20 protein-coding genes are annotated in these 23621 nt (G+C 67.1%); 15 read left to right on the forward strand and 5 right to left on the reverse strand.

Annotation, left to right across the window (positions count from 1 at the left end; genetic code table 11):
• The first annotated feature begins 35 nt into the window (after positions 1-35).
• Genes ACIGFL_RS01225 through ACIGFL_RS01265 form a run of 9 tightly spaced genes read left to right on the forward strand, consistent with a single transcriptional unit; the run spans position 36 to position 9412 of the window.
• A complete protein-coding gene (locus tag ACIGFL_RS01225; RefSeq protein WP_397495862.1) occupies positions 36-1160 on the forward strand; it encodes a glycosyltransferase family 4 protein in 1125 nt (374 codons plus the stop codon).
• On the forward strand, positions 1157-1972 hold the full coding sequence (rfaP, locus tag ACIGFL_RS01230; RefSeq protein WP_021443204.1) for a lipopolysaccharide core heptose(I) kinase RfaP: 816 nt from the start codon (positions 1157-1159) through the stop codon (positions 1970-1972). Before ACIGFL_RS01225 ends, rfaP begins: the two co-directional genes overlap by 4 nt.
• On the forward strand, positions 1969-2706 hold the full coding sequence (locus tag ACIGFL_RS01235) for a lipopolysaccharide kinase InaA family protein (RefSeq protein ID WP_397495863.1): 738 nt from the start codon (positions 1969-1971) through the stop codon (positions 2704-2706). Before rfaP ends, ACIGFL_RS01235 begins: the two co-directional genes overlap by 4 nt.
• Positions 2703-3446, forward strand: coding sequence for a lipopolysaccharide kinase InaA family protein (locus ACIGFL_RS01240; protein WP_397495864.1), 744 nt, complete (start codon positions 2703-2705; stop codon positions 3444-3446). The genes ACIGFL_RS01235 and ACIGFL_RS01240 overlap by 4 nt, the downstream gene beginning before the upstream one ends.
• Complete coding sequence (locus tag ACIGFL_RS01245; RefSeq protein WP_397495865.1) at positions 3446-4903, forward strand: lipopolysaccharide kinase InaA family protein; 1458 nt, start codon at positions 3446-3448, stop codon at positions 4901-4903. Before ACIGFL_RS01240 ends, ACIGFL_RS01245 begins: the two co-directional genes overlap by 1 nt.
• Positions 4904-4915: 12 nt before the next feature.
• Positions 4916-6673 carry a carbamoyltransferase gene (locus tag ACIGFL_RS01250; RefSeq protein WP_397495866.1) on the forward strand — a complete coding sequence of 586 codons (1758 nt, stop codon included), beginning with the start codon at positions 4916-4918 and terminating at the stop codon, positions 6671-6673.
• Positions 6663-7571: a glycosyltransferase family 2 protein gene (locus ACIGFL_RS01255; RefSeq protein WP_397495867.1), complete on the forward strand. Its 909-nt coding sequence runs from the start codon at positions 6663-6665 to the stop codon at positions 7569-7571. Before ACIGFL_RS01250 ends, ACIGFL_RS01255 begins: the two co-directional genes overlap by 11 nt.
• Positions 7568-8524, forward strand: coding sequence for a glycosyltransferase (locus ACIGFL_RS01260; protein WP_122109194.1), 957 nt, complete (start codon positions 7568-7570; stop codon positions 8522-8524). Before ACIGFL_RS01255 ends, ACIGFL_RS01260 begins: the two co-directional genes overlap by 4 nt.
• A gap of 9 nt (positions 8525-8533) precedes the next feature.
• Positions 8534-9412, forward strand: coding sequence for a glycosyltransferase family 2 protein (locus ACIGFL_RS01265; protein ID WP_397495868.1), 879 nt, complete (start codon positions 8534-8536; stop codon positions 9410-9412).
• On the opposite strand, the gene ACIGFL_RS01270 is transcribed toward ACIGFL_RS01265, so the two are convergent.
• From ACIGFL_RS01270 to ACIGFL_RS01280, 3 genes are read right to left on the reverse strand one after another with little or no spacing between them, the layout of a single operon-like run.
• Positions 9402-10040 (reverse strand): CatB-related O-acetyltransferase, encoded by a 639-nt coding sequence (locus ACIGFL_RS01270; protein ID WP_345940837.1) that lies wholly within the window; start codon positions 10038-10040, stop codon positions 9402-9404. The two genes, ACIGFL_RS01265 and ACIGFL_RS01270, sit on opposite strands and share 11 nt — an antisense overlap.
• Positions 10021-11223 carry an O-antigen ligase family protein gene (locus ACIGFL_RS01275; RefSeq protein WP_397495869.1) on the reverse strand — a complete coding sequence of 401 codons (1203 nt, stop codon included), beginning with the start codon at positions 11221-11223 and terminating at the stop codon, positions 10021-10023. Before ACIGFL_RS01275 ends, ACIGFL_RS01270 begins: the two co-directional genes overlap by 20 nt.
• A gap of 12 nt (positions 11224-11235) precedes the next feature.
• A complete protein-coding gene (locus ACIGFL_RS01280) occupies positions 11236-11886 on the reverse strand; it encodes a lipopolysaccharide kinase InaA family protein (protein WP_397495870.1) in 651 nt (216 codons plus the stop codon).
• 110 nt (positions 11887-11996) lie between these two features.
• Here ACIGFL_RS01280 and msbA point away from each other — a divergent pair, with 110 nt between their 5' ends.
• The 6 genes from msbA (at position 11997) to ACIGFL_RS01310 (ending at position 20319) form a co-directional block, all read left to right on the forward strand.
• Positions 11997-13829, forward strand: a complete 1833-nt coding sequence (msbA, locus tag ACIGFL_RS01285) for a lipid A export permease/ATP-binding protein MsbA (RefSeq protein ID WP_397495871.1) — start codon at positions 11997-11999, stop codon at positions 13827-13829.
• Entirely contained in the window at positions 13829-14725 is an 897-nt protein-coding gene (locus ACIGFL_RS01290) for a GNAT family N-acetyltransferase (protein WP_397495872.1), read from the forward strand. The genes msbA and ACIGFL_RS01290 overlap by 1 nt, the downstream gene beginning before the upstream one ends.
• A 4-nt stretch (positions 14726-14729) precedes the next feature.
• Entirely contained in the window at positions 14730-16166 is a 1437-nt protein-coding gene (locus ACIGFL_RS01295) for a PIG-L deacetylase family protein (RefSeq protein WP_397495873.1), read from the forward strand.
• Positions 16167-16212: 46 nt separating this feature from the next.
• Positions 16213-17634 (forward strand): bifunctional D-glycero-beta-D-manno-heptose-7-phosphate kinase/D-glycero-beta-D-manno-heptose 1-phosphate adenylyltransferase HldE, encoded by a 1422-nt coding sequence (gene hldE, locus ACIGFL_RS01300; protein WP_122109189.1) that lies wholly within the window; start codon positions 16213-16215, stop codon positions 17632-17634.
• 188 nt (positions 17635-17822) lie between these two features.
• Positions 17823-19094 carry an acyl-CoA dehydrogenase family protein gene (locus tag ACIGFL_RS01305; RefSeq protein ID WP_397495874.1) on the forward strand — a complete coding sequence of 424 codons (1272 nt, stop codon included), beginning with the start codon at positions 17823-17825 and terminating at the stop codon, positions 19092-19094.
• 13 nt (positions 19095-19107) lie between these two features.
• Complete coding sequence (locus ACIGFL_RS01310; RefSeq protein ID WP_397495875.1) at positions 19108-20319, forward strand: acyl-CoA dehydrogenase family protein; 1212 nt, start codon at positions 19108-19110, stop codon at positions 20317-20319.
• Between the two features lie 190 nt (positions 20320-20509).
• On the opposite strand, the gene ACIGFL_RS01315 is transcribed toward ACIGFL_RS01310, so the two are convergent.
• Both ACIGFL_RS01315 and parC read right to left on the reverse strand, forming a co-directional pair.
• Positions 20510-21226 (reverse strand): membrane integrity-associated transporter subunit PqiC, encoded by a 717-nt coding sequence (locus ACIGFL_RS01315; RefSeq protein WP_122109187.1) that lies wholly within the window; start codon positions 21224-21226, stop codon positions 20510-20512.
• 143 nt (positions 21227-21369) lie between these two features.
• Positions 21370-23619, reverse strand: a complete 2250-nt coding sequence (parC, locus tag ACIGFL_RS01320) for a DNA topoisomerase IV subunit A (RefSeq protein WP_397495876.1) — start codon at positions 23617-23619, stop codon at positions 21370-21372.
• Positions 23620-23621: the final 2 nt, after the last annotated feature.

Here is a 23621-nt window from a genome sequence, read left to right on the forward strand (position 1 = left end):
GCTCGGCGCCAACCTACCCTCAGGGAACATCACTGATGCAACTGGCCTTCGTCCTTTACAAGTACTTCCCGTTTGGGGGCTTACAGCGCGACTTCATGCGCATCGCCCTGGAGTGCCAGTCCCGTGGCCACGCCATCCGCGTCTACACGCCGATCTGGGAAGGCGACAACCCGGGCGGTTTCGACGTGCGCGTGGCGCCGGTCAGGGCGCTGTTCAACCACCGCCGCAACGAGAAGTTCAGCGCCTGGCTGCAGGCCGATCTGAAACGCGACCCGGTCGACCGGGTGATCGGCTTCAACAAGATGCCGGGCCTGGACGTCTACTACGCCGCCGACGGCTGCTTCGAGGACAAGGCGCAGACCCTGCGCAACCCGCTCTACCGGCGCTGGGGGCGCTACAGGCACTTTGCCGACTACGAGCGTGCGGTGTTCGCGCCGGAGTCCAGGACCGAGATCCTGATGATCTCCGAGGTGCAGCAGCCGCTGTTCGTCAAGCACTACAAGACCCCGCTGCAGCGCTTCCACTTGCTGCCGCCGGGCATCGCCCAGGATCGTCGCGCGCCGGCCAATGCCGCCGAGATCCGCGCCGAGTTCCGTCGCGAGTTCGAGCTGGCCGACGACGAGCTGCTGCTGGTGCAGATCGGCTCCGGCTTCAAGACCAAGGGCCTGGATCGCAGCCTCAAGGCGCTGGCCTCGCTGCCGCGCGAGCTGAGGCAGCGCACCCGTCTGATCGCCATTGGCCAGGACGACCCCAATCCCTTCCTGCTGCAGATCAAGGCGCTGGGCCTGTCCGATCGGGTGCAGATCCTCAAGGGCCGCAGCGATATTCCGCGCTTTCTGCTCGGCGCCGACCTGCTGATCCACCCGGCGTACAACGAGAACACCGGCACCGTGCTGCTGGAGGCGCTGGTGGCCGGCCTGCCGGTGCTGGTCAGCGACGTCTGCGGCTACGCCCACTACATCGCTGACGCCGACTGCGGCCGCGTGCTACCCAGCCCGTTCCGCCAGGAGCAGCTCAACCAGACCCTCGCCGACATGCTCGCCGACCCCGAGCGCCGCGCGTTCTGGGGACGCAACGGTCTGGCCTACGCCGACAGCGCCGACCTGTACTCCATGCCGCAGAAGGCCGCCGACGTGATCCTGGCGGAGCGCCGCGCGTGAAGCTGATCCTCGCCGAGCCGTTCAAGCGCCTGTGGGCCGGGCAGGACGCCTTCGCCGCGGTCGAGGCGCTGCAGGGGCAGGTCTACCGCGAGCTGGAAGGGCGCCGCACGCTGCGCACCGAGGTCGAGGGGCGCGGTTATTTCGTCAAGATCCACCGCGGCGTCGGCTGGGGTGAGATCGCCAAGAACCTGCTCAGCGCCAAGGCTCCGGTGCTCGGCGCCGGCCAGGAGTGGCGGGCGATCCAGCGTCTGACCGAGGCCGGCGTGGCGACCATGACTGCGGTGGCCTACGGCGAGCGCGGCGCCAACCCGGCCAGGCAGCACTCCTTCATCGTTACCGAGGAGCTGGCGCCGACCGTCGACCTGGAGCAGTTCAGCCTGCACTGGCGCGAGCGGCCGCCGGCGCCGCAGCTGAAATGGGCGCTGATCCGCGAGGTGGCGCAGATGACCGGCACCATGCACCGTGCCGGGGTCAATCACCGCGACTGCTATATCTGCCACTTCCTGCTGCATACCGATCGGCCGCCGACGGCCGACGCCCTGCGCCTGTCGCTGATCGACCTGCACCGTGCCCAGGTGCGCGCCGCCACGCCACGGCGCTGGCGCGACAAGGACCTGGCCGGGCTGTATTTCTCCGCCCTGGACATCGGCCTGACCCGCCGCGACAAGCTGCGTTTCCTGCGCGGCTACTTCCAACGGCCGCTGCGTCAGGTGCTGCAGGAGGAGGCGCGCCTGCTCGCCTGGCTGGAGGGCAAGGCGCAGCGCCTGCGCGGCCGCTATGAGCGCAAGTACGCGTCGGGGGCCGGGCAATGAGCGAATGGCGCCTGGCGGACGACCTGCCCGCCGCCCTGGCCGTGGAGTTCGCCAGCCTGCAGGCGGTGTTCGCCCTCGAAGGCGAGCGTCTGACCAGGGATCCGCTGTCCGAGGTGATCCGCCTCGAGCGCGGCGGCGTGCGCTACTACGTCAAGCGCTACTGGGGCGCCGGCAAGGGTCTGCGCCGCTTCGTCGGCCGGCCGCGGGTCAAGGCCGAGTGGCAGAACCTCAAGCACTTCGCCAAGTGGGGCATTCCTACCGCGCCCATCGTCGCCCATGGCCTGGAACGCCAGGCCGGCGCCTTCGTCCGCGGCGCGTTGATCACCCGCGAGCTGGAAGGCACCCTGGACCTGGCGGCGCTGGCCCATGCCCAGGATGCGCGCCTGCGCGACCCGGCCTGGGTCGACGGCATCAGTCGGCAACTGGCCCGCGCCACCCGCCTGATGCACGATCACCACTTCACCCACAACGACCTGAAGTGGCGCAACCTGCTGGTCAACCAGGCCGGCGAGCTGTTCTTCATCGACTGCCCCACCGGCAGTTTCTGGTGGGGGCCGCTGCTGCGCTATCGCATCGTCAAGGACCTGGCCTGCCTGGACAAGGTGGCCAAGTACCAGCTGTCGCGCACCCAGCGACTGCGTTTTTACCTGCAGTATCGTGGCCGCACGCGGCTGACGCCCGGCGACAAGCGGCGTCTGCGGCAGATACTGACGTTTTTCGAGGGCAGGGAATGAAGGACTTTATCGCCGCGCAGGAACGCGCCTTGTTGGAGCAGCACGGCCTGGCCAGTTTCGAGGCATTGTGGGCGCTCAGGCTGGAGGCGGTGGACGAGCCCAACACCGAGCGCGGCGGCTGGAGCAGCGTCTATCGCCTGGAACTGGGCGACTCGGCGTTCTACCTCAAGCGGCAGAGCAACCACCTGAGGCGCAGCCTGTGCCATCCGTTCGGCGAGCCCACCTTCGCCCGCGAGTTCCGCAATATCCGACGCTATGGTGAACTGGGCATCCCCGCGCTGCAGGCGGTGTTCTTCGCCCAGCGCCGTGCGCCCGGCGAGCAGCGCGCGGTGCTGCTGACGCGCGCCCTGGACGGCTGGCAGGACCTGGAACACTGGCTGGCGCGCTGGTCCGAACTGGACGCTGCGCGCCGCGCCGGCATCCTGCAGGCCTGCGGCGAGCTGGCCCGCTGCCTGCACCAGGCCGGCCAGGTGCACGGCTGCTTCTACCCCAAACACATCTTCCTGCGCGAGGGCGCGAAGGGCTTCGCCGCGCAGTTGATCGACCTGGAGAAGACCCGCCCGCTGCTGCTCGGCCGGCGCGACCGGATCAAGGACCTCGAGCCGCTGCTGCGCCGTGCCAGCGCCTGGGGCGAGGCGGAGATGCGCAAGCTGCTGGCCGCCTACCTGGGCGGCGAAGTCGGCCTCGAACGCTGGTTCGCCCGCCTGGGCGCCCGTCGCCTGCACAAGGAATCGCGCTGATGCGGCTCGAGCAACTGGCCGGCAGCGGCCGTGCACCGGCCCTGCCGCTGAACCTGACGCTGGCGGGCGACGAGCTGCGTGTCGAGCGCTGGCTGCGGGTGCTGCCGGGGCAGCGTTACGTCGGCCTGGCGCAGTGGCAAGGGCGGGCGGTGCTGGCCAAGTTGCTGGTTGGCGGTAAGGCCGAGCGGCATTTTCGCCGCGAGCTGGACGGCGCCCGGCTGCTGGCCGAGCAGGCCTTGCTCACCCCCGAGCTGCTGGCCGAGGGTTTTGCCCAGGGCCAGGGCGGCTGGCTGCTGTTCGACTACCTCGATGGCGCGCACAGCCTCTGGGATGCCTGGCGCGAGGTGGCCGGCGAGGCGCCGCTGTCCGTCGCCCAGCAGGCGGTGCTGGGCGAGGCCCTGACGGCCATCGCGCAGATGCACGGCAAGGGCCTGTGGCAGGCCGACCTGCACCTGGACAACCTGCTGCGGCATGACGGTCGCCTGTATCTGATCGACGGTGGCGGGGTCCGGGTCGAGACCCCGGGGCAACCGTTGTCGCGAGCCAGGGTGCTGGAGAACCTCGGCGTGTTCTTCGCCCAGCTGCCGGCCGAGCTTGCGCCCTTCACCGAGGAGCTGCTGATCCACTACCTGCTGGCCAACGGCGAGCACGCGCTGCCACTGGAGGCGCTGCTCAAGGAAGTGGAAAAAGTGCGATGCTGGCGCCTGCGCGACTACCTGCGCAAGGTCGGTCGCGACTGCAGCCTGTTCGCCGCGAAGGTCGGTGCCTTCGGCCTGCGCGTGGTGCGCCGCGAGTGCGCCGCCGAGCTGCAGCCCCTGCTCGACGCCCCGGATGCCGTGCTGGCGGACGGCCAGGCGCTCAAGCGCGGCGGCAGCGCCACCGTCGCGCGCATCGAGCTGGGCGGCCGTGCCCTGGTGGTCAAGCGCTACAACCTCAAGGGGCTGGGGCACTGGCTGCGGCGCTTCTGGCGGCCCAGCCGGGCCTGGCACAGCTGGCGCGAAGGCCATCGCCTGGAGCTGCTCGGCATCGCCACGCCGCGCCCGCTGGCGGTGCTGGAGCGACGCTGGTGCTGGCTGCGCGGGCGCGCCTACCTGATTACCGAATATTGCGGCGGGCAGGATATAATCGCGCGTTTTCAGGCGCATCTGCAGGGATCGCCCCCGGAAACCGAGCTGCTGGCGCTCGATCGCCTGTTCGCCGCCTTGCTGCGCGAACGCATCAGCCATGGCGATTTCAAGGGGCACAACCTGCTTTGGATTGAAGAGCGGGATGATGCCTCGGGGCACTGGTCTCTTATCGATCTGGACGCCATGCAGCAGCATCGCAGTGCGCGCGGCTTCGCCCGGGCCTATGCCCGCGACCGCGCCCGTTTTCTGCGCAACTGGCCGGCGGACTCCGCCCTGCACCGGTTGCTCGACCAACGTTTACCGCAGGTGCCCGGCACCTGCCCGAATTAGAGGCTCAAACCTGTGGCACTGACCATTCTCGGCCTGTCCGGCGCCCTCAGTCACGATCCGTCCGCCGCGCTGTACATCGACGGCAAGCTGATCGCGGCGGTGGAAGAGGAGCGCTTCGTGCGCGACAAGCACGCGAAGAACCGCATGCCCTACGAATCGGCCAAGTTCTGCCTGGAGCAGGCCGGCATCAAGCCGTCCGACGTCGACGTGGTGGCCATTCCCTTCGCCCCCATCAGCCTGTTCGGCAAGGCCCGCTGGCACTACGCCAAGCGCTACTGGTACGCCCCGGATCGCGCCCTCGACGCATTGCTGATGGGCAACCGCCGCTACAAGCGCTACCGCAAGAAGATCGTCTGGTGCCTGGAGCAGCTGGGCTTCGATCCGAAGAAGATCAAGATCGAGCCGGTCGAGCACCACCTGGCCCACGCCGCCAGCGCCTACCACTGCTCGGGCTTCAAGGAGAAGACCGCGATCCTCGGCATCGACGGCAAGGGCGAGTACGCCACCACCTTCTTCGGCTGGGGCGAGAACGGCAAGATCCACAAAATCAAGGAATTCTACGACCCGGATTCCCTCGGTGGCCTGTACGGCGCGATCACCGAGTTTCTCGGCTTCGAGATGCTCGACGGCGAGTTCAAGGTCATGGGCATGGCGCCCTATGGCGATGCCGGCAAGTATGATTTCTCGCGTCTGGCCAAGTTCGAGAACGGCGAGCTGGTGATCAACACCGACTACGCCAACGTCATCGGCCTGCGTCGCTACAAGGAAAACGGCAAGGGCTACTACTTCTCCAAGAAGCTGATCGAGTGGCTGGGGCCCAAGCGTCAGGGCGACATCGCCGACGACCCCTATATCCACTACGCCGCCAGCATGCAGGCGCTGTTCGAGAAGCTGGCGCTGCAGATGATGGAGCACTACCTCGGCGACATCCTCAAGGAAACCGGCAAGATCGCCTTCGCCGGCGGCTGCGCGCTGAACGTCAAGCTGAACCAGAAGATCATCGCCCGCGACGACGTCAAGGAACTGTTCGTCCAGCCGGCCTCCGGCGATGCCGGCACCGCGGTCGGCGCCGCCGCCTACGTCTCGCACCAGCGCGGCGTGCCGGTGGAGAAGATGGAGCACGTCTACCTCGGCCCGGCCTACTCCAACGAGGACGTGATCGCAGCCTGCGCGCGGCATCCGAGCAAGCCGGTATTCAAGCAGATCGACAACGTGCCCGAGCGCATCGCCAGGATCATGGTCGACGGCAATCCGGTGGCCTGGTTCCAGGGCCGTATGGAGTTCGGCCCGCGCGCCCTCGGCGGCCGCTCCATCATCGGCTGCCCGAGCGTGCCGGGGGTGGCCGACCGCATCAACGAACAGATCAAGTTCCGCGAGCGCTGGCGCCCCTTCTGCCCGTCGATGCTCGACACCGTCGCGCCGCAGATGCTCAAGGTCGACCATCCGAGTCCGTTCATGACCTTCACCTTCGAGGTCAACGAGGGCTGGAAGGAGCGCGTCGGCGAAGTGGTGCACGAGGACGGCACCTCGCGCGCCCAGGTGCTCAAGCGCGAGTACAACCCGCGCTGGTACGACCTGATGCTGCAGCTGGAGCAGCTCACCGGCAACGGCGTGTCGCTGAACACCTCGCTCAACCGCCGCGGCGAGCCGATGATCTGCTCGCCGACCGACGCGCTGAACATGTTCTACGGCTCGGACCTGCAGTACCTGATCATGGAAGACGTCTTGGTGGTCAAGGATGGCAAGGACTGGTACGACAATGTCGGCTGAGCCGCTGCTTAGCGTCGTCATCCCCAGTTACAACTATGCCGGCGTGCTGTCGCGCGCCGTCGACTCGGTGCTGTCCCAGGCCACCCCCGAGGTCGAACTCTGGGTGGTGGACGATGGCTCCAGCGACGACACGCCGGCGCTGTTCGCCAGCCTGAGTCAGCGTCATGGCGCCGCCTTCCAGGGCGTGCGCCAGGACAACGCCGGCCCCTCCGCGGCCCGCAACAAGGGCGTGCAACTGGCGCGGGGGCGCCATGTGCTGCTGCTCGACGCCGACGACGAGCTGGTGCCCGGGGTACTGCCTGGCCTCTGCGAACGCCTGCGCGCCCAGCCCGAGGTGGACCTGTGGCTGGCCGGGCATGTGGCGGTGCAGCCCGATGGCCGTGAGCGCGAGCATCCTGCCAGTGCCGTTCCCGCCGACGTCTTGCCGCGCTTGCGGGGCTACCTGCTGGATAAGCGCATCGCCCTCAGTCACGGCGCCTGCCTGTTCCGCCGCGAATTGCTGCTGCAGCGGCCGTACCCCGAGCACCTGCGGCACAGCGAGGACATCCCGGTGTTCGCCTACTGCCTGAGCCAGCCTCGGGTGGCGGTGCTCGACCTGATGCTGGCGCGCATCCACAAACATCCCGACAGCCTACGGCATAACGCCGAGGCGGCACGCCGCGTCGGCCTGGCCCTGGTGGACGAGGTCTTCCGTCAACTGCCGGCCGACCTGCAAGCGCTCAAGCCGGCCTACCGCGCCCAGCGTTGCCTGTCGCTGTTTCGCACCTGCCTGTTGGCCGGCGACCGCGACCAGGCGCGCGGCTACTACCGCGAGGCGCTGCGCACGGATTGGCGAGTGGCGTTGAAGTGGTCCTACACCCGCAAGGCCATCCGTCTGTGGTTGAGCCGAACCCTATGAAGGTGCTGGCGCTCAGCAGTGCGGGGCGCGAGCCGGATCTGTCCTGCGTCCATGAACGGCTCGGACAACTGGTCGACCTCGACTTGCGCATCCTCGGCAAGGACGAGCAACGCGACCTGCGCCGCTATCTGCGCGGCCTCGATCTGGGGCGTTATGACCGCGTGCTGCTGGACCTGCACTTCAAGAACATCCGCCGCCAGACCGCCTTCTTGCGGCAGATCCCCGGGCTGTTGATCTACGAGGAAGACGCCTGCCAGAACTACCTGGCCGCTTCCCGTTGGCGCGGGCGCTTCAGTCGCTTCTACCGCGCCCTGCCCAACGCCCGCATCGTGGTGACCGGCGCCAGCGTCGCCGAACGCCTGCGCGGCGAGGGGTTCAACGTGCATTTTCTCGCCAAGGGCTACGATCCGCGCACCATCTACTGCGAGGGGCGCGCGCGGGATATCGAGCTGGGTTTCGTCGGGCGTACTGCCAGCGCCGCTTACGGCGAGCGCAAGGAACTGCTGGAGCGGCTGGCGGCGCAAGAGCCGCTGCAGCTGCTGCGCACCGCGCCGGGCCAGCCCTATCGCGAGATGCTCAACCGCATCCGCTACTTCGTCAGCGCCGATGTCGGGCTCGGCGAGTACATGGCCAAGAACTTCGAGGCGATGGCCTGCGGCTGCGTGCTCCTGGCCTGGCGCCAGGGTAGCGAGGAGGCGGCCATCGGCCTGCAGGATGGCGTCCACCTGCTGCTGTATTCCGACCTCGACGAGTTGCGCGGGCACCTCGCCGAGCTGCGTGGCGATCCGGTGCGGGCCGAGGCCATCGCCGAGCAGGGACGCCGCTTCGTCGAGGCGCATATGAGCCATGTGCACCTGGCCGAGCACCTGTTCGACGTGTTGCAGCAAGCCTGGCCCGAGGCGGGCAAAGTCTCCGCCTGGCAGGCCTTGCGTGCGCGCTTCAATTTCTTTTGAGTAGCCACCATGACGTCCACGAGTGATTCCTCGCAGCCGCTGGTCAGCGTGATCATCGCCTCATACAACCATGCCCCCTATATCCAGGCGAGCATCGAGAGCGTGCTGCAGCAGAGCTACCCGAACATCGAGCTGCTGGTGGTGGACGACGGCTCCCGCGACGACAGCGTGGCGCGCATCGAGGCGCTGCAGAAGGTGCATGGATTCGACTTTCGCGTGCAGGCCAACAAGGGCCTCTCGCGCACCCTGAACGAGACCATCGAGCGGGCCAGGGGCAGCCTGATCGCCCCCTTCGGCTCCGACGACATCATGTTGCCGCAGCGTATCGCCACCCAGGTGGCCTATATGGCCGACAAGCCCGAAGTGGGCATTTGCGCCGGCGCTATCCAGACCATCGACGCCGACGGCAGGCCCGGCGCCAAGCCGCGCGCGCTGCCGCTGCGGCGGCTGGACTTCGAGGATGTGTTCATGGACCGCAAGCCGGGCGCGCCGGCGCCCACCTTGCTGTTCCGTCGTGAGGCGCTGGAGCGGGTCGGCGGCTTCGAGCCCGAGGTGCGTCTCGAGGACCTGATGATCGAGCTGAAGATCACCCATGCCGGCTACTTCATCGATATTCTCGGCGAGCCCCTGGCGCTCTACCGGGTGCATGACAGCAACACCTACAAGAACTACCGCTTCATGGTCGACAACGTGCTGAAGACCTATGCCCGTTTCAGCGACCACCCGGCCTACCCGGAGGTCTGCGCACGTTTTCGCAACTCGATGCTGCTCAAGTGCGCGCGCAGCGACCGCGCCCTTGCCTGGGCCCTGTTGCGCGAGATTCCGCCGCGCTTCTGGCGCTGGAAAACGCTGCGTGGCCTGGCGCGGATGCTGCTACCTACTCACTGACGGGACGGGAGCGGGCATAAGCGAGGAAGCCCTGTATGTCGCTGCTGCACAGTTTTTCGACAGTTTGTCTTATTTCTGCTTCGGGCCAGTTCCACCACGCGCTGTCGAGCAGTTCGTTTCGGGTTTTCTCATCGAAGCGCCAGCGCACGTGCCTGGCTGGATTGCCAGCGACTACAGAGTAGGGCGGAACATCGCGGCTGACGACTGCACCGCTGGCAACCACCGCCCCGTGGCCTACTGTGACGCCTGAGAGAATCGTACAGTTCGCGCAGAGCCAGACATCGCTGCCGATAATCACGTCGCCGCGGGTCCCGCCGTACTCGGTAATATGGGCTGCTTCCGGAAGGTAGGCCGGAAATGGGTAGCAGCTGACCCAGTCGATGCGGTGGTGGCCACCGAGGAATATCTGTACGTTGTCGGCAATTGAGCAAAAATTGCCGATCTTGAGTGTGCTGCCTTCGTCCCAGTCGTGAACCAGTGGTAGGCCGTAGCTGCCGAGGCCTATCTGATATTGGGGGTAGCGCTGGCGAAAACGGATTTGCGGCCGGTAGAAACGGGGTTGCTCTGGGCCTTTCCGCCAGCGTTTCCAGGCTTTCCTGATGCGCTGCTCAAGTTCCTTCCATTTCACGGGCCTGCTCCTTACCTCTGCAGATGAACCAGGTGGCAGTCAGTAGAGCCATGGGGATCCAGATTAGGAACCAATGCTCCTTGGGGCGCGAGAGAAAGGCGCCGCCCTCGGTCATGCTGGCTGCCAAACCAAACACCAATAGACCTGAGCAGATCATCACCGAGGGCACCTTGCGGTTGCGCCAGGCAAATATAAAGGCAACTGCATACAGTGAGAGCCAGAGCGCCAAACCCACGGTCCCACCGTAGTAGAGGACGGCCAGCAGCATGTTGTGCGGATCCGCCATCGCGTAGTTGTGCGCTGTGATCCAGATGCTCAGGGGGGCGTCATAACCCTGGCCTAGCCAGGGGGCCTCGAGGATTTGCAGCCAGGCCTTGCCCCAGATTTCCGGGCGAGACGATAGCCCTCTGCTGGTGAGTTCGTCGGGGTAGAGATTGATGAGCAGGATGCCGATCACTGCGACGGCGGCCAGTGCGATAAGGCTGCGCCTGTTCCAGTGGGCGATTACCAGCCATAGCAGGCAAGCAGTCAGGGCCATGATTGGGGTTCGCGACCCCGTCTCCAGAAGCAGGACCGCTAATATGCTTAGCGAGATCAGTGCCAGTGGGTTGAACACACTCTTGCCGTTGAACCAGTAACCGGCCCATAGCGCAGCGAAGAAGCCATAGACGTGCGAACTGAGCAAGGGATTGTATAGGGCACCATAGCCAGACAGGCGTCCTGCCCCACCGTTATACAGATGGAAGCCTAGGGCTGCTGCGCCGGCCAGGCTGGCGAAAATGGCGCTGGCTTTGAGGCTGAAAAGCAGTCGCTGCGGCGCTTGTTGTGCCAGCAGGGCTGCAGAGAAGAACAGGAACAGCACGTATATGGGTCTTTTGACCAGTGAGCCGAAGGCGTCGTCTGTGCTGGACCAGGCAAGACTAATGGCTGTGTACAGGCCGAATAGAAAGAATGCGGCGATCAGCGGGGACGTGAACAGATCCTTGATATCTCGGGGGCGGCCGAGCAAGGCGAGCAGCGTTGGGGCGGCCAGCAGGAGGTAATACAATTTGTGGTAGAGCGCCCTGTCCCCTATCCAGAACATTCCGGTGAGCAGCGCGAACCAGCCAGTGGGCAGAATGTATTGAACCAGCCAGGTAGAGGTCTTGGTCAGCCGATTGCCAAAAGCGAGGAGTGCAGTCACGGAGTTCTCAGGTCAAAGCGGTTTTAGTTGGTTGGCCAAGGCCAGCGCTGCCGGGTGTGTGCTGGCGGCAATATAGGCATTCCAAAAAGCCTGCCCGGCATCATTCAGTAACCAGCGTCGATCTTCGGTGTAGCGCAGCATGTGGCGAAAATTCCTCAGGCGTTTGTGTCGACCCAAGGGCGTTGTTTGGCCTTTCAGGTCGGAGATGTCAATCAAACCCAGAGTGTGGTCAGGGGTCAGCACGATATTGCCAAGGTGCAGGGAACGAAAGTAAATCCCCCGGTCGTGCAGAGTGGCGATAAAGGCTCCCAGCTGTTCCTTGAGGTGCCGGTCGGCGCTGTCGGAGCGATGCAGGTAGAGCTGACGCAAGGTTTCCCCGGGGAGCGGTTGGTAATGCACGACATCTCGCGCCAGGGTACTCACCCGATAAACTGCAAGCACCTTGGGGCAGGGGATGTCATGTGTTTGCAGTAGCTTGGCGTTATCAGCGAAGCGTTGGGCGTAGGGATAGTACAGGGCCGAGGAAAGCAGGCGCTTACGGCGAAACAGCTTAAGAAAGTTGCCATCGGCGAGGCGCAGTACCTTGTCACCGTACCGGTCGGCCTCCAGGACTTTGGCGTCAGCGCTCAATCTAAGGTAAGCGTCGTGATCCAGGGCTTGCATCAATCAATGGGTCTCGTGTGAAGGCCGCGTATATTAACTCAGTCATCCTGTTGAAAGAGGAAAAAAGGCCCTGTGTTACACTCCCGCCCCCCTTTTAGAGCGCAGAGCCTATGAGCCGCAACGATCAGTCCGAGCCCTCCAGCCTGAAGGTCTACTTCCGTCTGCTGGGTTATGTGAAGCCCTATATCGGCTTCTTCATGCTCAGCATCGTCGGCTTCGTCATCTTCGCCTCAACCCAGCCCATGCTGGGTTACGTCCTCAAGTACTTCGTCGACGGTCTGTCGAATCCCGAGGCCAGCTTCTTCGCCAGCGTCCCCTACCTGTCGGAGATTCCCTTCCTCGCCCACTTGAAGCTGCTGCAGACGGTGCCGCTGCTGATCGTGCTGATCGCGCTGTGGCAGGGCATCGGCTCCTACCTGGGCAACTATTTCCTGGCCAAGGTCTCCCTAGGGCTGGTGCATGACCTGCGCGTGGAGTTGTTCGACAAGTTGCTGGTGCTGCCCAACCGCTACTTCGACAACCACAACTCTGGGCATCTGATCTCGCGCATCACCTTCAACGTGACCATGGTCACCGGCGCGGCCACCGACGCGATCAAGGTGGTGATCCGCGAAGGCATGACGGTGGTGTTCCTGTTCACCACCCTGCTGCTGATGAACTGGAAGCTAACCCTGGTGATGCTGGCGATCCTGCCGGTGATCGGCCTGATGGTCAGCAGCGCCAGCAAGAAATTTCGCAAGCAGAGCAAGAAGATCCAGGTGGCCATGGGCGACGTCACTCACGTCGCCTCCGAGACCATCCAGGGTTATCGCGTGGTGCGCAGCTTCGGTGGCGAGCCCTACGAGTCGCAGCGCTTTCGCTTCGCCTCCAGCGACAACACCCGCAAGCAGTTGCGCATGACCAAGACCGGCGCTATCTACACGCCAATGCTGCAACTGGTGATCTACAGCGCCATGGCGGTGCTGATGTTCCTGGTGCTGTTCATGCGCGGCGATGCCTCGGCCGGCGATCTGGTGGCCTACATCACCCTGGCCGGCCTGCTGCCTAAGCCGATCCGTCAGCTCTCGGAGGTCAGCTCGACCATCCAGAAGGGCCTGGCCGGCGCCGAGAGCATCTTCCAGCAGCTCGACGAGGCGCCCGAGGTGGATCGTGGCAGCGTCGAGCGCGAGCGCGTCGGTGGCCGTCTCGAGGTGCGCAACCTGAGCTTCAGCTATCCCGGCAGCGAAAAAGCCGTGCTCGTCGACGTCAGTTTCACGGCCGAGCCGGGACAGATGATCGCCCTGGTCGGGCGCTCCGGCAGCGGCAAGTCGACCCTGGCCAACCTGATTCCGCGCTTCTACCACCATGAGCAGGGGCAGATCCTCCTCGACGGGGTCGATGTCGAGGACTACAGCCTGCGCAACCTGCGCCGGCATATCGCCCTGGTGACCCAGCACGTCACCCTGTTCAACGACACGGTGCGCAACAACATCGCCTATGGCGACCTGGCCGGGGCGCCGCTGGAGGCGGTCAAGCAGGCCGCCGCCGATGCCTACGCCGCCGAGTTCATCGAGAAGATGCCGCAGGGCTACGACACCCTGGTCGGCGAGAACGGCGTGCTGCTTTCCGGCGGCCAGCGCCAGCGCCTGGCCATCGCCCGCGCCTTGCTCAAGGACGCGCCGCTGCTAGTGCTCGACGAGGCCACCTCGGCACTCGACACCGAGTCCGAGCGGCATATCCAGGCCGCGCTGGATAAGGTGATGCAGGGCCGCACCACCCTGGTGATCGCCCACCGCCTGTCCACCATCGAGAAGGCCGACCTGATCCTGGTGATGGACCAGGGGCAGATCGTCGAGCGCGGCAGCCACGCCGAGCTGCTGGCGCGCAATGGCTACTATGCGCGCCTGCACGCCCGTCAGTTCGAGGAGGGGGGCGAGGTCGTCGCCGCCGAACAGGACGCCTGATGCTCAACCATTTGCGCAGCTGGCGCGAGCGCGGTTGGACGCCCATCGATGCGGCCGGCTATGCCGAGACCTGGGCCCGTTTCGGCGGCAGCGTCATCACCCAGCCGCAGGTCGTCGCCCGCCTGGCCGGGCTGGCGGGCGTGCCGGTGCGCTACCTCGGGCATTGCGTCGACGGCGAGCTCAGGGCGGCGATCCCCACCTGGGGACGGCACCTGGCGTTGTCGCGGCCAGTGTTGAAGCGCCGGGGGCTGCGCAATCTCTTCGACCTGGGCAATGCCGAGGTGATCCTGCCGGTCGCGCCGAACGCGGGGGTGCCGTTGCGGCATGAGGTCGCCTACCTTTCCGAGTTGAACCGGCATGGCTTCAGTGGCCTGCGGCCGCAGCAGGAGCAGCTGGCCATGGCGCGGGCGCCGGAGGAGTGGTCGAAGAAGTTTCGTTACAACCAGCGGCGCGAATTGCGCCTGTTCGAGGAGGCGGGCGGCGTGGTGCGGGCGGTGGCGGAGTTCACCCCCGCCGAGCTGGCGGCGATCTACGGCGAGCTGTTCGAGCGCCGCTGGGGCTTCGAGGTGCCGGGCAAGCCGAGGCTGGCCGAGGTCTTCGGTCTGATGCGGGAATTCCTCCAGGGATCGCTGTTGATGCTGGACGGTTTTCCGGTGGCCGTTCAGGTGCTGTACAGGGCCGAATCGGCAGACTGGATCAGCTACGAGTACATCAATGGCGGTGTCGACCCCCGGGCTCAGCACCTCAGTCCCGGCAGCGTCCTCAGCTTCATCAACACCCAGGCTGCCTGGGCGGACGCGCGGGCGCGGGGCAAGGTATTGCGTTACTCGTTCGGGCGGGCCGATCGGGACTACAAGGATCGTTGGTGCAACAGGGTTGCCACCTTTAGGGTGTGAGTGAATGGATACACGCAAACAACAACTGCTGCGCCGTCACCGGCGCGGCAAGCGCCTGTTCATGGTCGCGGCGCTGCTGGTGCTGGTGGCGCTTGACTGGTTTGCCGGCTGGAACAGCCTGCCGGTGTTTCTGGTGCTGGCCTGGATCGCCCACGAGGCCTGGTTCGCCGACCACCTCTTCTATTCGCCGCGCGAGGACTATCGCTACGCCTTCCCCGACTCGGCGCCGCAGTTGGCCGGCCGTCTGGAAAAGGGGCGGCTGCAGCTGGACCTCGCCCAGCTGCCGGCCGAGGCCGACACCCTGATCCTCGCGGTGCAGGTGCGCAGCACCTGGCTGGGTCGCTGGCTGGATCCCCATGTACTGATTCGCGACGGCCAGCCCTGCGATCGTCAGGACTTCGAGCGCGGCGTGCGCGGCTGTCGCTACCTCAACCTGTCCGGTCTGCTGCCGGCTCTCCGGGAGGGGCGCGTACAGTTGCGCGGACGCTTCTGCCGACTGGGCGCGGAGGTCAGCCTGTATGCCTTCAGCAATCCGGACTATGCCGCGCGTCGCCTGATGATCATCGCCCCCCATGCCGACGATGCCGAGCTCGCCGCCTTCGGCCTCTACAGCCGCAGTGCGGAGGTCAGCATCGTCACCCTCACCCAGGGCGAGGTCGAGGCCCAGCATTATCGCCGCATGGGGCTCGACAAGGCGGCTGCCGCTCGCCTCAAGGGCCGTCTGCGCAGTTGGAGCAGCCTCAGCGTGCCGCTCTGGGGCGGCGTGCCGGCGAGCCGCTGCGTGCAGCTGGGGTATTACTGCCTGCAACTGACGGCCATGCGCGCCGAGCCGCACCGGGCCTTCCCGTCGCTGGAGTCCGGCGAGTCGGACATCCGCAGCGTGCGCCGGTTCAACCCCCTGGCGCTGCCGGGCGATGTCGACGGCATGCCCAGCTGGCACAACCTGGTGGGCGACCTCGCGGCGTTGCTCAAGCGCTTTCGCCCCGAGGTGGTGGTGCTGCCCCACCCGGAACTGGATCCCCATCCCGACCATATCCAGGCCAGCCAGGCGCTGGACGAGGCCGTCGCGCTCGCCGGCTGGTGCCCCGAGGTGCGCCTGCTCTACGCCAATCACCTCTATGACAACGATCGCTGGCCCATGGGCCCGGTCGGCGCCGGCGTGGCGCTGCCGCCGCGTCAGCAACCCCTGCCGGCGGACGGCCTGTGGAGCCCTCTGCTGGATGCGGGGGCACGGCTGGACAAGACCCAGGCCCTGGCCATGCAGCACGACCTGCAGACCCCCCTGCCGCTGAAGAAGCGCCTGCGCCGGCTCATCCAGTGGCTGCTGGTCGGGCGGCGCTGGCCGGAGGTGGGGCAGGACGATTTCTTCCGCAAGGCGGTGCGTCGTCACGAGCTGTTCTGGGTGCGTCGCGCCGGCATGCGGGAGTCGCGGGCCGACTGAGCGGCTATGTTATGATCCGCGGCGTTTTCGACGCTCCGGAGCCACCATGAAGCTGACCCTGCCCCGTTACGATCAAGCCCCCGTCCTGGTGGTGGGCGACGTCATGCTCGACCGCTACTGGCATGGCGGCACCTCGCGCATCTCGCCGGAGGCGCCGGTGCCGGTGGTGCGCGTGGAGCAGATCGAGGATCGCCCGGGCGGCGCGGCCAACGTCGCGCTGAACATCGCCGCGCTCGGCGCGCCGGCGCTGCTGGTCGGCGTCACCGGCGAGGACGAGGCGGCCGACAGCCTGGCCGACAGCCTGGCCGCCGCCGGCGTCGAGGCGCACTTCCAGCGCCGTGACGAGCAGCCGACCATCGTCAAGCTGCGCGTCATGAGCCGCCACCAGCAGCTGCTGCGCATGGACTTCGAAGAACCCTTCGCCACCGACACCCAGGCCCTGGCGCGCCAGGTCGAGGCACTGCTCGCCGGGGTCAAGGTGCTGGTGCTGTCCGATTACGGCAAGGGCGCGCTGCAGAACCACCAGGTGCTGATCCAGGCCGCGCGCGCCAGGGGCATCCCGGTGTTGGCCGACCCCAAGGGCAAGGACTTCTCCATCTACCGCGGCGCCAGCCTGATCACCCCCAATCTGCACGAGTTCGAGACCATAGTCGGCGGCTGCAAGGACGAGGCCGAGCTGGTCAGCAAGGGCGCCAAGCTGATGCGTGAGCTGGAACTCGGCGCGCTGCTGGTGACCCGCGGCGAGCACGGCATGACCCTGCTGCGCCCGGACCACGCGCCGCTGCACCTGCCGGCGCGGGCGCGCGAGGTGTTCGACGTCACCGGCGCCGGCGACACGGTGATTTCCACCCTGGCCGCCTCCATCGCCGCCGGCGAGGAGCTGCCGCAGGCCGTGGCCCTGGCCAACCTGGCCGCCGGCATCGTGGTCGGCAAGCTCGGCACCGCGGCCATCAGCGCTCCCGAGCTGCGCCGCGCGGTGCAGCGCGAGGAGGGCTCCGAGCGCGGCGTACTGAGCCTCGACCAGTTGCTGGTGGCGATCGAGGACGCCCGCGCCCACGGCGAGAAGATCGTCTTCACCAACGGCTGCTTCGACATCCTGCATGCCGGCCACGTGACCTACCTGGAGCAGGCGCGCGCCCAGGGCGACCGCCTGATCGTGGCGATCAACGACGACGCCTCGGTCAGCCGCCTCAAGGGCCCGGGCCGGCCGATCAACGCGGTGGACCGGCGCATGGCGGTGCTCGCCGGCCTCGGTGCGGTGGACTGGGTGGTGAGCTTCGCCGAGGACACCCCCGAGCGCCTGCTCAAGCAGGTGCAGCCGGACGTGCTGGTCAAGGGCGGCGACTACGGCATCGACCAGGTGGTCGGCGCCGATATCGTCCAGGCCTACGGCGGCGAGGTGCGCGTGCTCGGCCTGGTGGAGAACAGCTCGACCACCGCCATAGTCGAGAAGATCCGCAACAAATAGGCTGGACAGGCCGAAGGCCTGTCCACCAATCCAGCGCTGGCGGTGGGCAAGGCGGGCGCCATGCTCACCCTACGTTCCTCTGTGTGACCGCTTGACCCGATTGCCGCCGGCTCGTGGCTTGAGGGTCATAGGCGCTCGCCAGCCGGCGGCGCATCATCGATGGCATCCCCCCTGTGGAGCGAGATGCCATGACCGTCGATATGCAGGGCCAGGCCCTGAGCGTACTGAGTAAGCTGGCCCAGGCCGACTGGCCGGATCGCCTCAAGCTGCGCAAACCCTTCGAAAGACTCGTCTACAGCGGCAGCCGCGCCAGCTTCCGTCTGGCCGCCGGCAAGACGCGCACGCCGCGTCCGGCGGCGGCCGACGAGCTGTTCGACCTGTCGCTTTCCGACGAGCAGCAGATGCTGGTGGAGATGCTCCAGGGCTTCGCCCTGGACGTGCTGCGCCCGCTGGCGCACGAGGCCGACGCCCAGGCGCGGGTGCCGGCGGCGCTGCGCAGTCAGGTCCATGAGCTGGGCCTGGCCCACTATGGCGTCGGCGAGGCGCAGGGCGGCCTGGCCGGGGCGCGCACCGTGCTGAGCAACGCGCTCATCGGCGAAAGCCTGGCCAGAGGCGACTTCTCCCTGGCCGCCGCGCTGCTGCTGCCGCTGTCGGCGGCCAACTGCATCCGCCGCTGGGGCTCGCCGGCGCAACAGGCGGCCTGGCTGCCGGCCTTCGTCAGCGAGGCGGGGGCGCAACCCTTCGCCCTCGCAGTGGGCGAGCCGGGCGTGCTGAGCGACCCGCGGGTGCCCGCCACGCGCGCGCGCAAACGCGGCAAAGCCTATCTGCTCGACGGCGAGAAGGCCCTGGTGCTGGGCGGGCTGGAGGCCAGCCGGCTGATCGTCAGCGCCCAGGCCGGCGACGGCCCGGCGCTGTTTATCGTCGATGCCGCGAGCAAGGGCATCGGCCGCCGCGCCGAGCCGGCCATGGGCCTCAAGGCCTGTGGCCTGGCGCGTATTCAACTCAAAAGCGTCAAGGTGCCGGGCGAGTGCCGGCTGGCTGGCGCTGGCTTCGATTTTCAGGCCTTTCTCGATCATTCCGCGCTGGCCTTCTGCGCCCTTGCCGTCGGTACGGCGCAGGCGGCGCTGGACTATGTGACCAGCTACTGCAACGAGCGCCAGGCTTTCGGCGAGCCCATCAGCCATCGCCAGGGCGTGGCCTTTATGGTCGCCGACATCGCCATCGAACTGGATGCCATGCGCCTGCTGCTGTGGCGCGCCTGCGCCCGCGCCGAGGCCGGCCTGCCGTTCCGGCGCGAGGCCTACCTGGCGCGGCTGCTCTGTGCGGAGAAGGCGATGAAGATCGGCAGCGATGCGGTGCAACTGCTCGGCGGCCATGGTTTCACCCAGGAGCACCCGGTCGAGCGCTGGTACCGCGATCTGCGCAGCGTGGCCGTGCTGGCCGGCGGCCTTCATCTCTGAACAGGTGACAACGATGAATCTGGAAACCCCGAAGAAATTCCGTGGCCTGCAGCAGCAGGCGCAGCAGGTGGCCAAGCACTATTTCCGGCCGATCTCGCGCAAGTACGACAAGGCCGAGCACGCCTATCCCAAGGAGCTGGACCTGCTCGCCGCGCTGCTCGACGGCATGAACGAGGGCTCGCCCGACGCCGTCGGCGCCGGTTCGGCGAGCAAGCGCGGCGCCGCCCGCGAACAGCAGGAGGGCGTCAAGAACGGCGGCAACCTGGCCGCGCTGCTCGGCGTGATGGAGCTGTGCTGGGGCGACGTCGGCCTGCTCCTGGCCATGCCGCGCCAGGGCCTGGGCAATGCCGCCATCGCCGCGGTGGCCAACGACGAGCAGCTGGCGCGCTTCGGCAGGACCTGGGCGGCCATGGCCATCACCGAGCCGGGCTGCGGCTCGGACTCGGCGGCGATCCGCACCACGGCGGTGAAGGACGGCGAGCACTACGTGCTCAACGGCGAGAAGATCTTCGTCACCTCCGGCGAGCGCGCCGACGCCGTGGTGGTCTGGGCCAGCCTCGACCGCAGCCTGGGGCGCGCGGCGATCAAGTCCTTCGTGGTCGAGAAGGGCACGCCGGGCATGAGCGTGACGCGCCTGGAGAAGAAGCTCGGGATCAAGGCCTCGGACACCGCCTCGATCAGCTTCAGCGACTGCCGGGTGCCGGCGGCCAACCTCTTGGGCAACGCCGAGATCGACGTGCAGAAGGGCTTCGCCGGGGTCATGGAAACCTTCGACAACACCCGTCCGCTGGTCGCCGGCATGGCGGTCGGGGTGGCTCGGGCGGCGCTGGAGCGCACCCGCGAGCTGCTGGTCAAGGCCGGCTGCCGCTTCGACTATGGCAAGCCCTTGCTGGCCGTGAGCCATGCCGAGGCCACGCTGTATCGGCTGGAGGCCGAGTGGGAAGCGGCGCGCCTGCTCACGCTCAAGGCCGCCTGGATGGCCGACAACAAGCTGCCCAACTCCAAGGAGGCGTCCATCGCCAAGGCCAAGGCCGGACGGGTGGCCAGCGAGGTGACGCTCAAATGCGTCGAGCTGGCCGGCGCCCTGGGTTACGGCGAGGACGAACTGCTGGAGAAGTGGGCGCGCGACTCGAAGATTCTCGACATCTTCGAAGGCACCCAGCAGATCCAGCTGCTGATCGTCGCCCGGCGCCTGCTGGGCAAGAGTTCCAGCGAACTCAAATAGGGCATCGCGGCGAGCTGCGCTTGGTAGCGCCGTAGGTTGGCGCTGAGCGCAGCGAAGCCCAACGACCTGCGACATGGCGAGTTGGGCTTCGGCGCTACGCGCCTCAACCCAACCTACCGGCTGGCGGTACGCGTGGTGTTCAGCCTGGGATGGAAGGTCACAAAAAAGCCCGCATCTGCGGGCTTTTTGCTTAGAAGCGGAAGACTTCGGTATCGATCTTGATCGGTTCGGCCACCGGAATCTTCGGCCCGGGTTCCTGCGGTTTGGCCTTGGCCACCGGGGCCTTCTTGCGCGGTGGCTCGGCCGGGGCCTCCTCGGCCACGGCGATCGGCTGGATGGCCACCGCCAGCTCGGCGGCCAGGCGTTGCAGCAGCAGGCTCTGCGCCTTGACCTGCTCGGCCACGGCGCCGTTGTGGCCCTCCTCCAGGCGCACCAGGCGGCTGTCGCGCAGCTGGCCGCGGCGATCCAGCAGGCGCCACTGCGCTTCCAGCACCGCCGGCACCAGCGGGCCGGAGTCGAGGCGGGTGATGGTCAGCATCACCTGGGCGTCGGCGCTGAAGCCGGGGGCGGCCGGCGCCAGGGCCAGGCGCTGGCTGTCCAGGCGCCAGGCCAGTTGGCGCAGCAACTGCTGGTCGATGTCGTTGGCCAGGCCGCTGGCCCAGCGGGCATCGCGGGCGGCCACCAGGCTGCCGTCGGCCTGACGCTGCAGCAGGTGTTCCTGGCGCAGGTAGTCGGCGATGCTGACCGGGCCGACCAGCACCGCCATGCCGCTGTCCTTGGCCGGGGCGACGGCACTGCCGCTGTCGAGTTGGTAGAGTGGCACCGGCTTCTGCTGCAGCAGGCTGCAACCGCTCAGGCTGAGCAGGGTGGTCAGAAGCAGGGCCAGGGGGCGTACTACAGTCATCATTCGTTCCCGGCAGCCGCTGCGGGCGGCTGCGCATCAATCCCATGTCATGCCGGCGGGTCGTCATCCTGACGACCCGGGTCGCGTATCATCCGTCAAACCGCGCCGCGACTCCAGCCTTGCCCGCCTGTCGGTAGGGGCGGCGCTTATTCCACCAGCAACTGGTCGACGCGCTGGAAGCCGCGCGGCAGCTTGTTGCCGCGGCGGCCGCGCTCGCCCTTGTAGTGCTCCAGATCGTCGGCCTTGAGGGTCAGGGTACGCTTGCCGGCCTGCAGCACCAGCGAGCTGCCGGCGGGCAGCACGGCCAGATCGGTGAGGTATTCCTCGCGGCTGGCCACCCGTTCACCGGGGATGCCGATGATCTTGTTGCCCTTGCCTTTGCCCAGTTGCGGCAGGTCGGCGACCTTGAACAGCAGCAGGCGGCCTTCGGTGGTCACCGCCGCCAGCCAGTCGTTCTCGACGCTGGCCACCGGCTTGGGCGCCACCACCCGGGCGCCGTTGGGCAGGCTGAGCAGGGCCTTGCCGGCCTTGTTCTTGGCCTGCAGGTCCTCGCCCTTGACCACGAAGCCGTAGCCGGCGTCCGAGGCGATCACGTACAGGGCGCTGTCCTCCGGCAGCAGCACGCAGTCGAAGGTCGCCCCCGGCGGCGGGGTCAGACGACCGGTCAGTGGCTCGCCCTGGCCGCGCGCGGACGGCAGGCTGTGGGCGGCGAGCGAATAGCTGCGTCCGGTGGAGTCGATAAACACCGCGTACTGGTTGGATCGGCCCGGCGCGGCGGCCTTGAAGCTGTCGCCGGCCTTGTAGGACAGGCCGGTGGCGTCGATATCGTGGCCCTTGGCGCAGCGCACCCAGCCCTTTTCCGAGAGCACCACTGTGACCGGTTCGGTCGGCATCAGCTCGGTTTCCGACAGGGCGCGGGCCTCGGCGCGGGCGACGATCGGCGAGCGACGGTCGTCGCCGTACTTCTCGGCGTCCTCGATAATTTCCTTGCGCACCAGCTTCTTCAGCTTGGCTTCGCTGCCGAGCAGGGCCAGCAGCTTCTCGCGTTCCTTGGCCAGCTCGTCCTGCTCGCCGCGGATCTTCATCTCTTCCAGGCGGGCCAGCTGGCGCAGGCGGGTGTCGAGGATGTAGTCGGCCTGCACCTCGGTCAGGCCGAAGGCCTCCATCAGCACCGGTTTCGGCTGGTCTTCGGTGCGGATGATGCGGATCACTTCGTCGAGGTTGAGGAAGGCGATCAGCAGGCCTTCCAACAGGTGCAGGCGCTTTTCCACCTTGTCCAGGCGGAACTGCAGGCGGCGCCGTACGGTGCCGACGCGGTACACCAGCCACTCGCTCAGCAGGGTGCGCAGGTCCTTGACCTGCGGCTTGCCGTCGAGGCCGATGACGTTGGTGTTGACCCGGTAGCTCGATTCCAGCTCGGTGGTGGCGAACAGGTGGGTCATCAGTTCGTCGGCATCGACGCGGTTGGAGCGCGGGATGATGACGATCCGGGTCGGGTGTTCGTGGTCGGATTCGTCGCGCAGGTCGGCGACCATCGGCAGCTTCTTGGCCTGCATCTGCGCGGCGATCTGCTCCAGCACCTTGGCCCCGGAGACCTGATGCGGTAGGGCGGTGACCACGATGTCGCCGTCCTCGACGCGGTAGACGGCGCGCATGCGCACCGAGCCGCGACCCGTTTCGTAGATCTTCAGCAGATCGGCCTTGGGCGTGATGACCTCGGCCTCGGTGGGAAAATCCGGGCCCTGGATATGCTCGCAGAGCTGCTCGACCGTGGCGCCCGGCTCGTCCAGCAGACGTACGCAGGCGGTGGCGACTTCGCGCAGGTTGTGCGGCGGCACGTCGGTGGCCATGCCGACCGCAATACCCGTCGTGCCGTTAAGCAGCAGGTTGGGCAGGCGTGCCGGCAGGGTCGCCGGCTCGTTCATCGTGCCGTCGAAGTTCGGCACCCAGTCGACGGTGCCCTGGCCCAGCTCGCTCAGCAGCACCTCGGAATAGCGCGACAGGCGCGCCTCGGTGTAGCGCATGGCGGCGAAGGACTTAGGATCGTCCGGCGCGCCCCAGTTGCCCTGGCCGTCGACCAGGGTGTAGCGGTAGCTGAACGGCTGCGCCATCAGCACCATGGCCTCGTAGCAGGCGCTGTCGCCGTGCGGGTGGAACTTGCCGAGCACGTCGCCGACGGTGCGCGCCGACTTCTTGTGCTTGGAGTCCGCGTCCAGGCCCAGCTCGCTCATGGCGTAGACGATGCGCCGCTGCACGGGCTTGAGGCCGTCGCCGATATGCGGCAGGGCGCGGTCCATGATCACGTACATGGAGTAGTTGAGATAAGCCTGCTCGGTGAAGTCGGCCAGCGACCGACGTTCCACGCCTTCCAGGCTCAAATCGAGGGATTCGCTCATGC

Source organism: Pseudomonas sp. NPDC077649, from assembly GCF_044542855.1.
Lineage (GTDB): Bacteria > Pseudomonadota > Gammaproteobacteria > Pseudomonadales > Pseudomonadaceae > Aquipseudomonas.

Bases quoted from the DNA above. Each gene is read 5' to 3' on its own strand.
- parC (WP_397495876.1), bottom strand. From the start codon at position 23,619: ATGAGCGAATCCCTCGATTTGAGCCTGGAAGGCGTGGAACGTCGGTCG.
- ACIGFL_RS01290 (WP_397495872.1), top strand. From the start codon at position 13,829: ATGCTCAACCATTTGCGCAGCTGGCGCGAGCGCGGTTGGACGCCCATC.
- msbA (WP_397495871.1), top strand. From the start codon at position 11,997: ATGAGCCGCAACGATCAGTCCGAGCCCTCCAGCCTGAAGGTCTACTTC.
- ACIGFL_RS01255 (WP_397495867.1), top strand. From the start codon at position 6,663: ATGTCGGCTGAGCCGCTGCTTAGCGTCGTCATCCCCAGTTACAACTAT.
- ACIGFL_RS01240 (WP_397495864.1), top strand. From the start codon at position 2,703: ATGAAGGACTTTATCGCCGCGCAGGAACGCGCCTTGTTGGAGCAGCAC.
- ACIGFL_RS01315 (WP_122109187.1), bottom strand. From the start codon at position 21,226: ATGATGACTGTAGTACGCCCCCTGGCCCTGCTTCTGACCACCCTGCTC.
- ACIGFL_RS01310 (WP_397495875.1), top strand. From the start codon at position 19,108: ATGAATCTGGAAACCCCGAAGAAATTCCGTGGCCTGCAGCAGCAGGCG.
- ACIGFL_RS01295 (WP_397495873.1), top strand. From the start codon at position 14,730: ATGGATACACGCAAACAACAACTGCTGCGCCGTCACCGGCGCGGCAAG.
- ACIGFL_RS01245 (WP_397495865.1), top strand. From the start codon at position 3,446: ATGCGGCTCGAGCAACTGGCCGGCAGCGGCCGTGCACCGGCCCTGCCG.
- ACIGFL_RS01265 (WP_397495868.1), top strand. From the start codon at position 8,534: ATGACGTCCACGAGTGATTCCTCGCAGCCGCTGGTCAGCGTGATCATC.
- ACIGFL_RS01280 (WP_397495870.1), bottom strand. From the start codon at position 11,886: ATGCAAGCCCTGGATCACGACGCTTACCTTAGATTGAGCGCTGACGCC.
- ACIGFL_RS01305 (WP_397495874.1), top strand. From the start codon at position 17,823: ATGACCGTCGATATGCAGGGCCAGGCCCTGAGCGTACTGAGTAAGCTG.
- ACIGFL_RS01260 (WP_122109194.1), top strand. From the start codon at position 7,568: ATGAAGGTGCTGGCGCTCAGCAGTGCGGGGCGCGAGCCGGATCTGTCC.
- ACIGFL_RS01235 (WP_397495863.1), top strand. From the start codon at position 1,969: ATGAGCGAATGGCGCCTGGCGGACGACCTGCCCGCCGCCCTGGCCGTG.
- hldE (WP_122109189.1), top strand. From the start codon at position 16,213: ATGAAGCTGACCCTGCCCCGTTACGATCAAGCCCCCGTCCTGGTGGTG.
- ACIGFL_RS01225 (WP_397495862.1), top strand. From the start codon at position 36: ATGCAACTGGCCTTCGTCCTTTACAAGTACTTCCCGTTTGGGGGCTTA.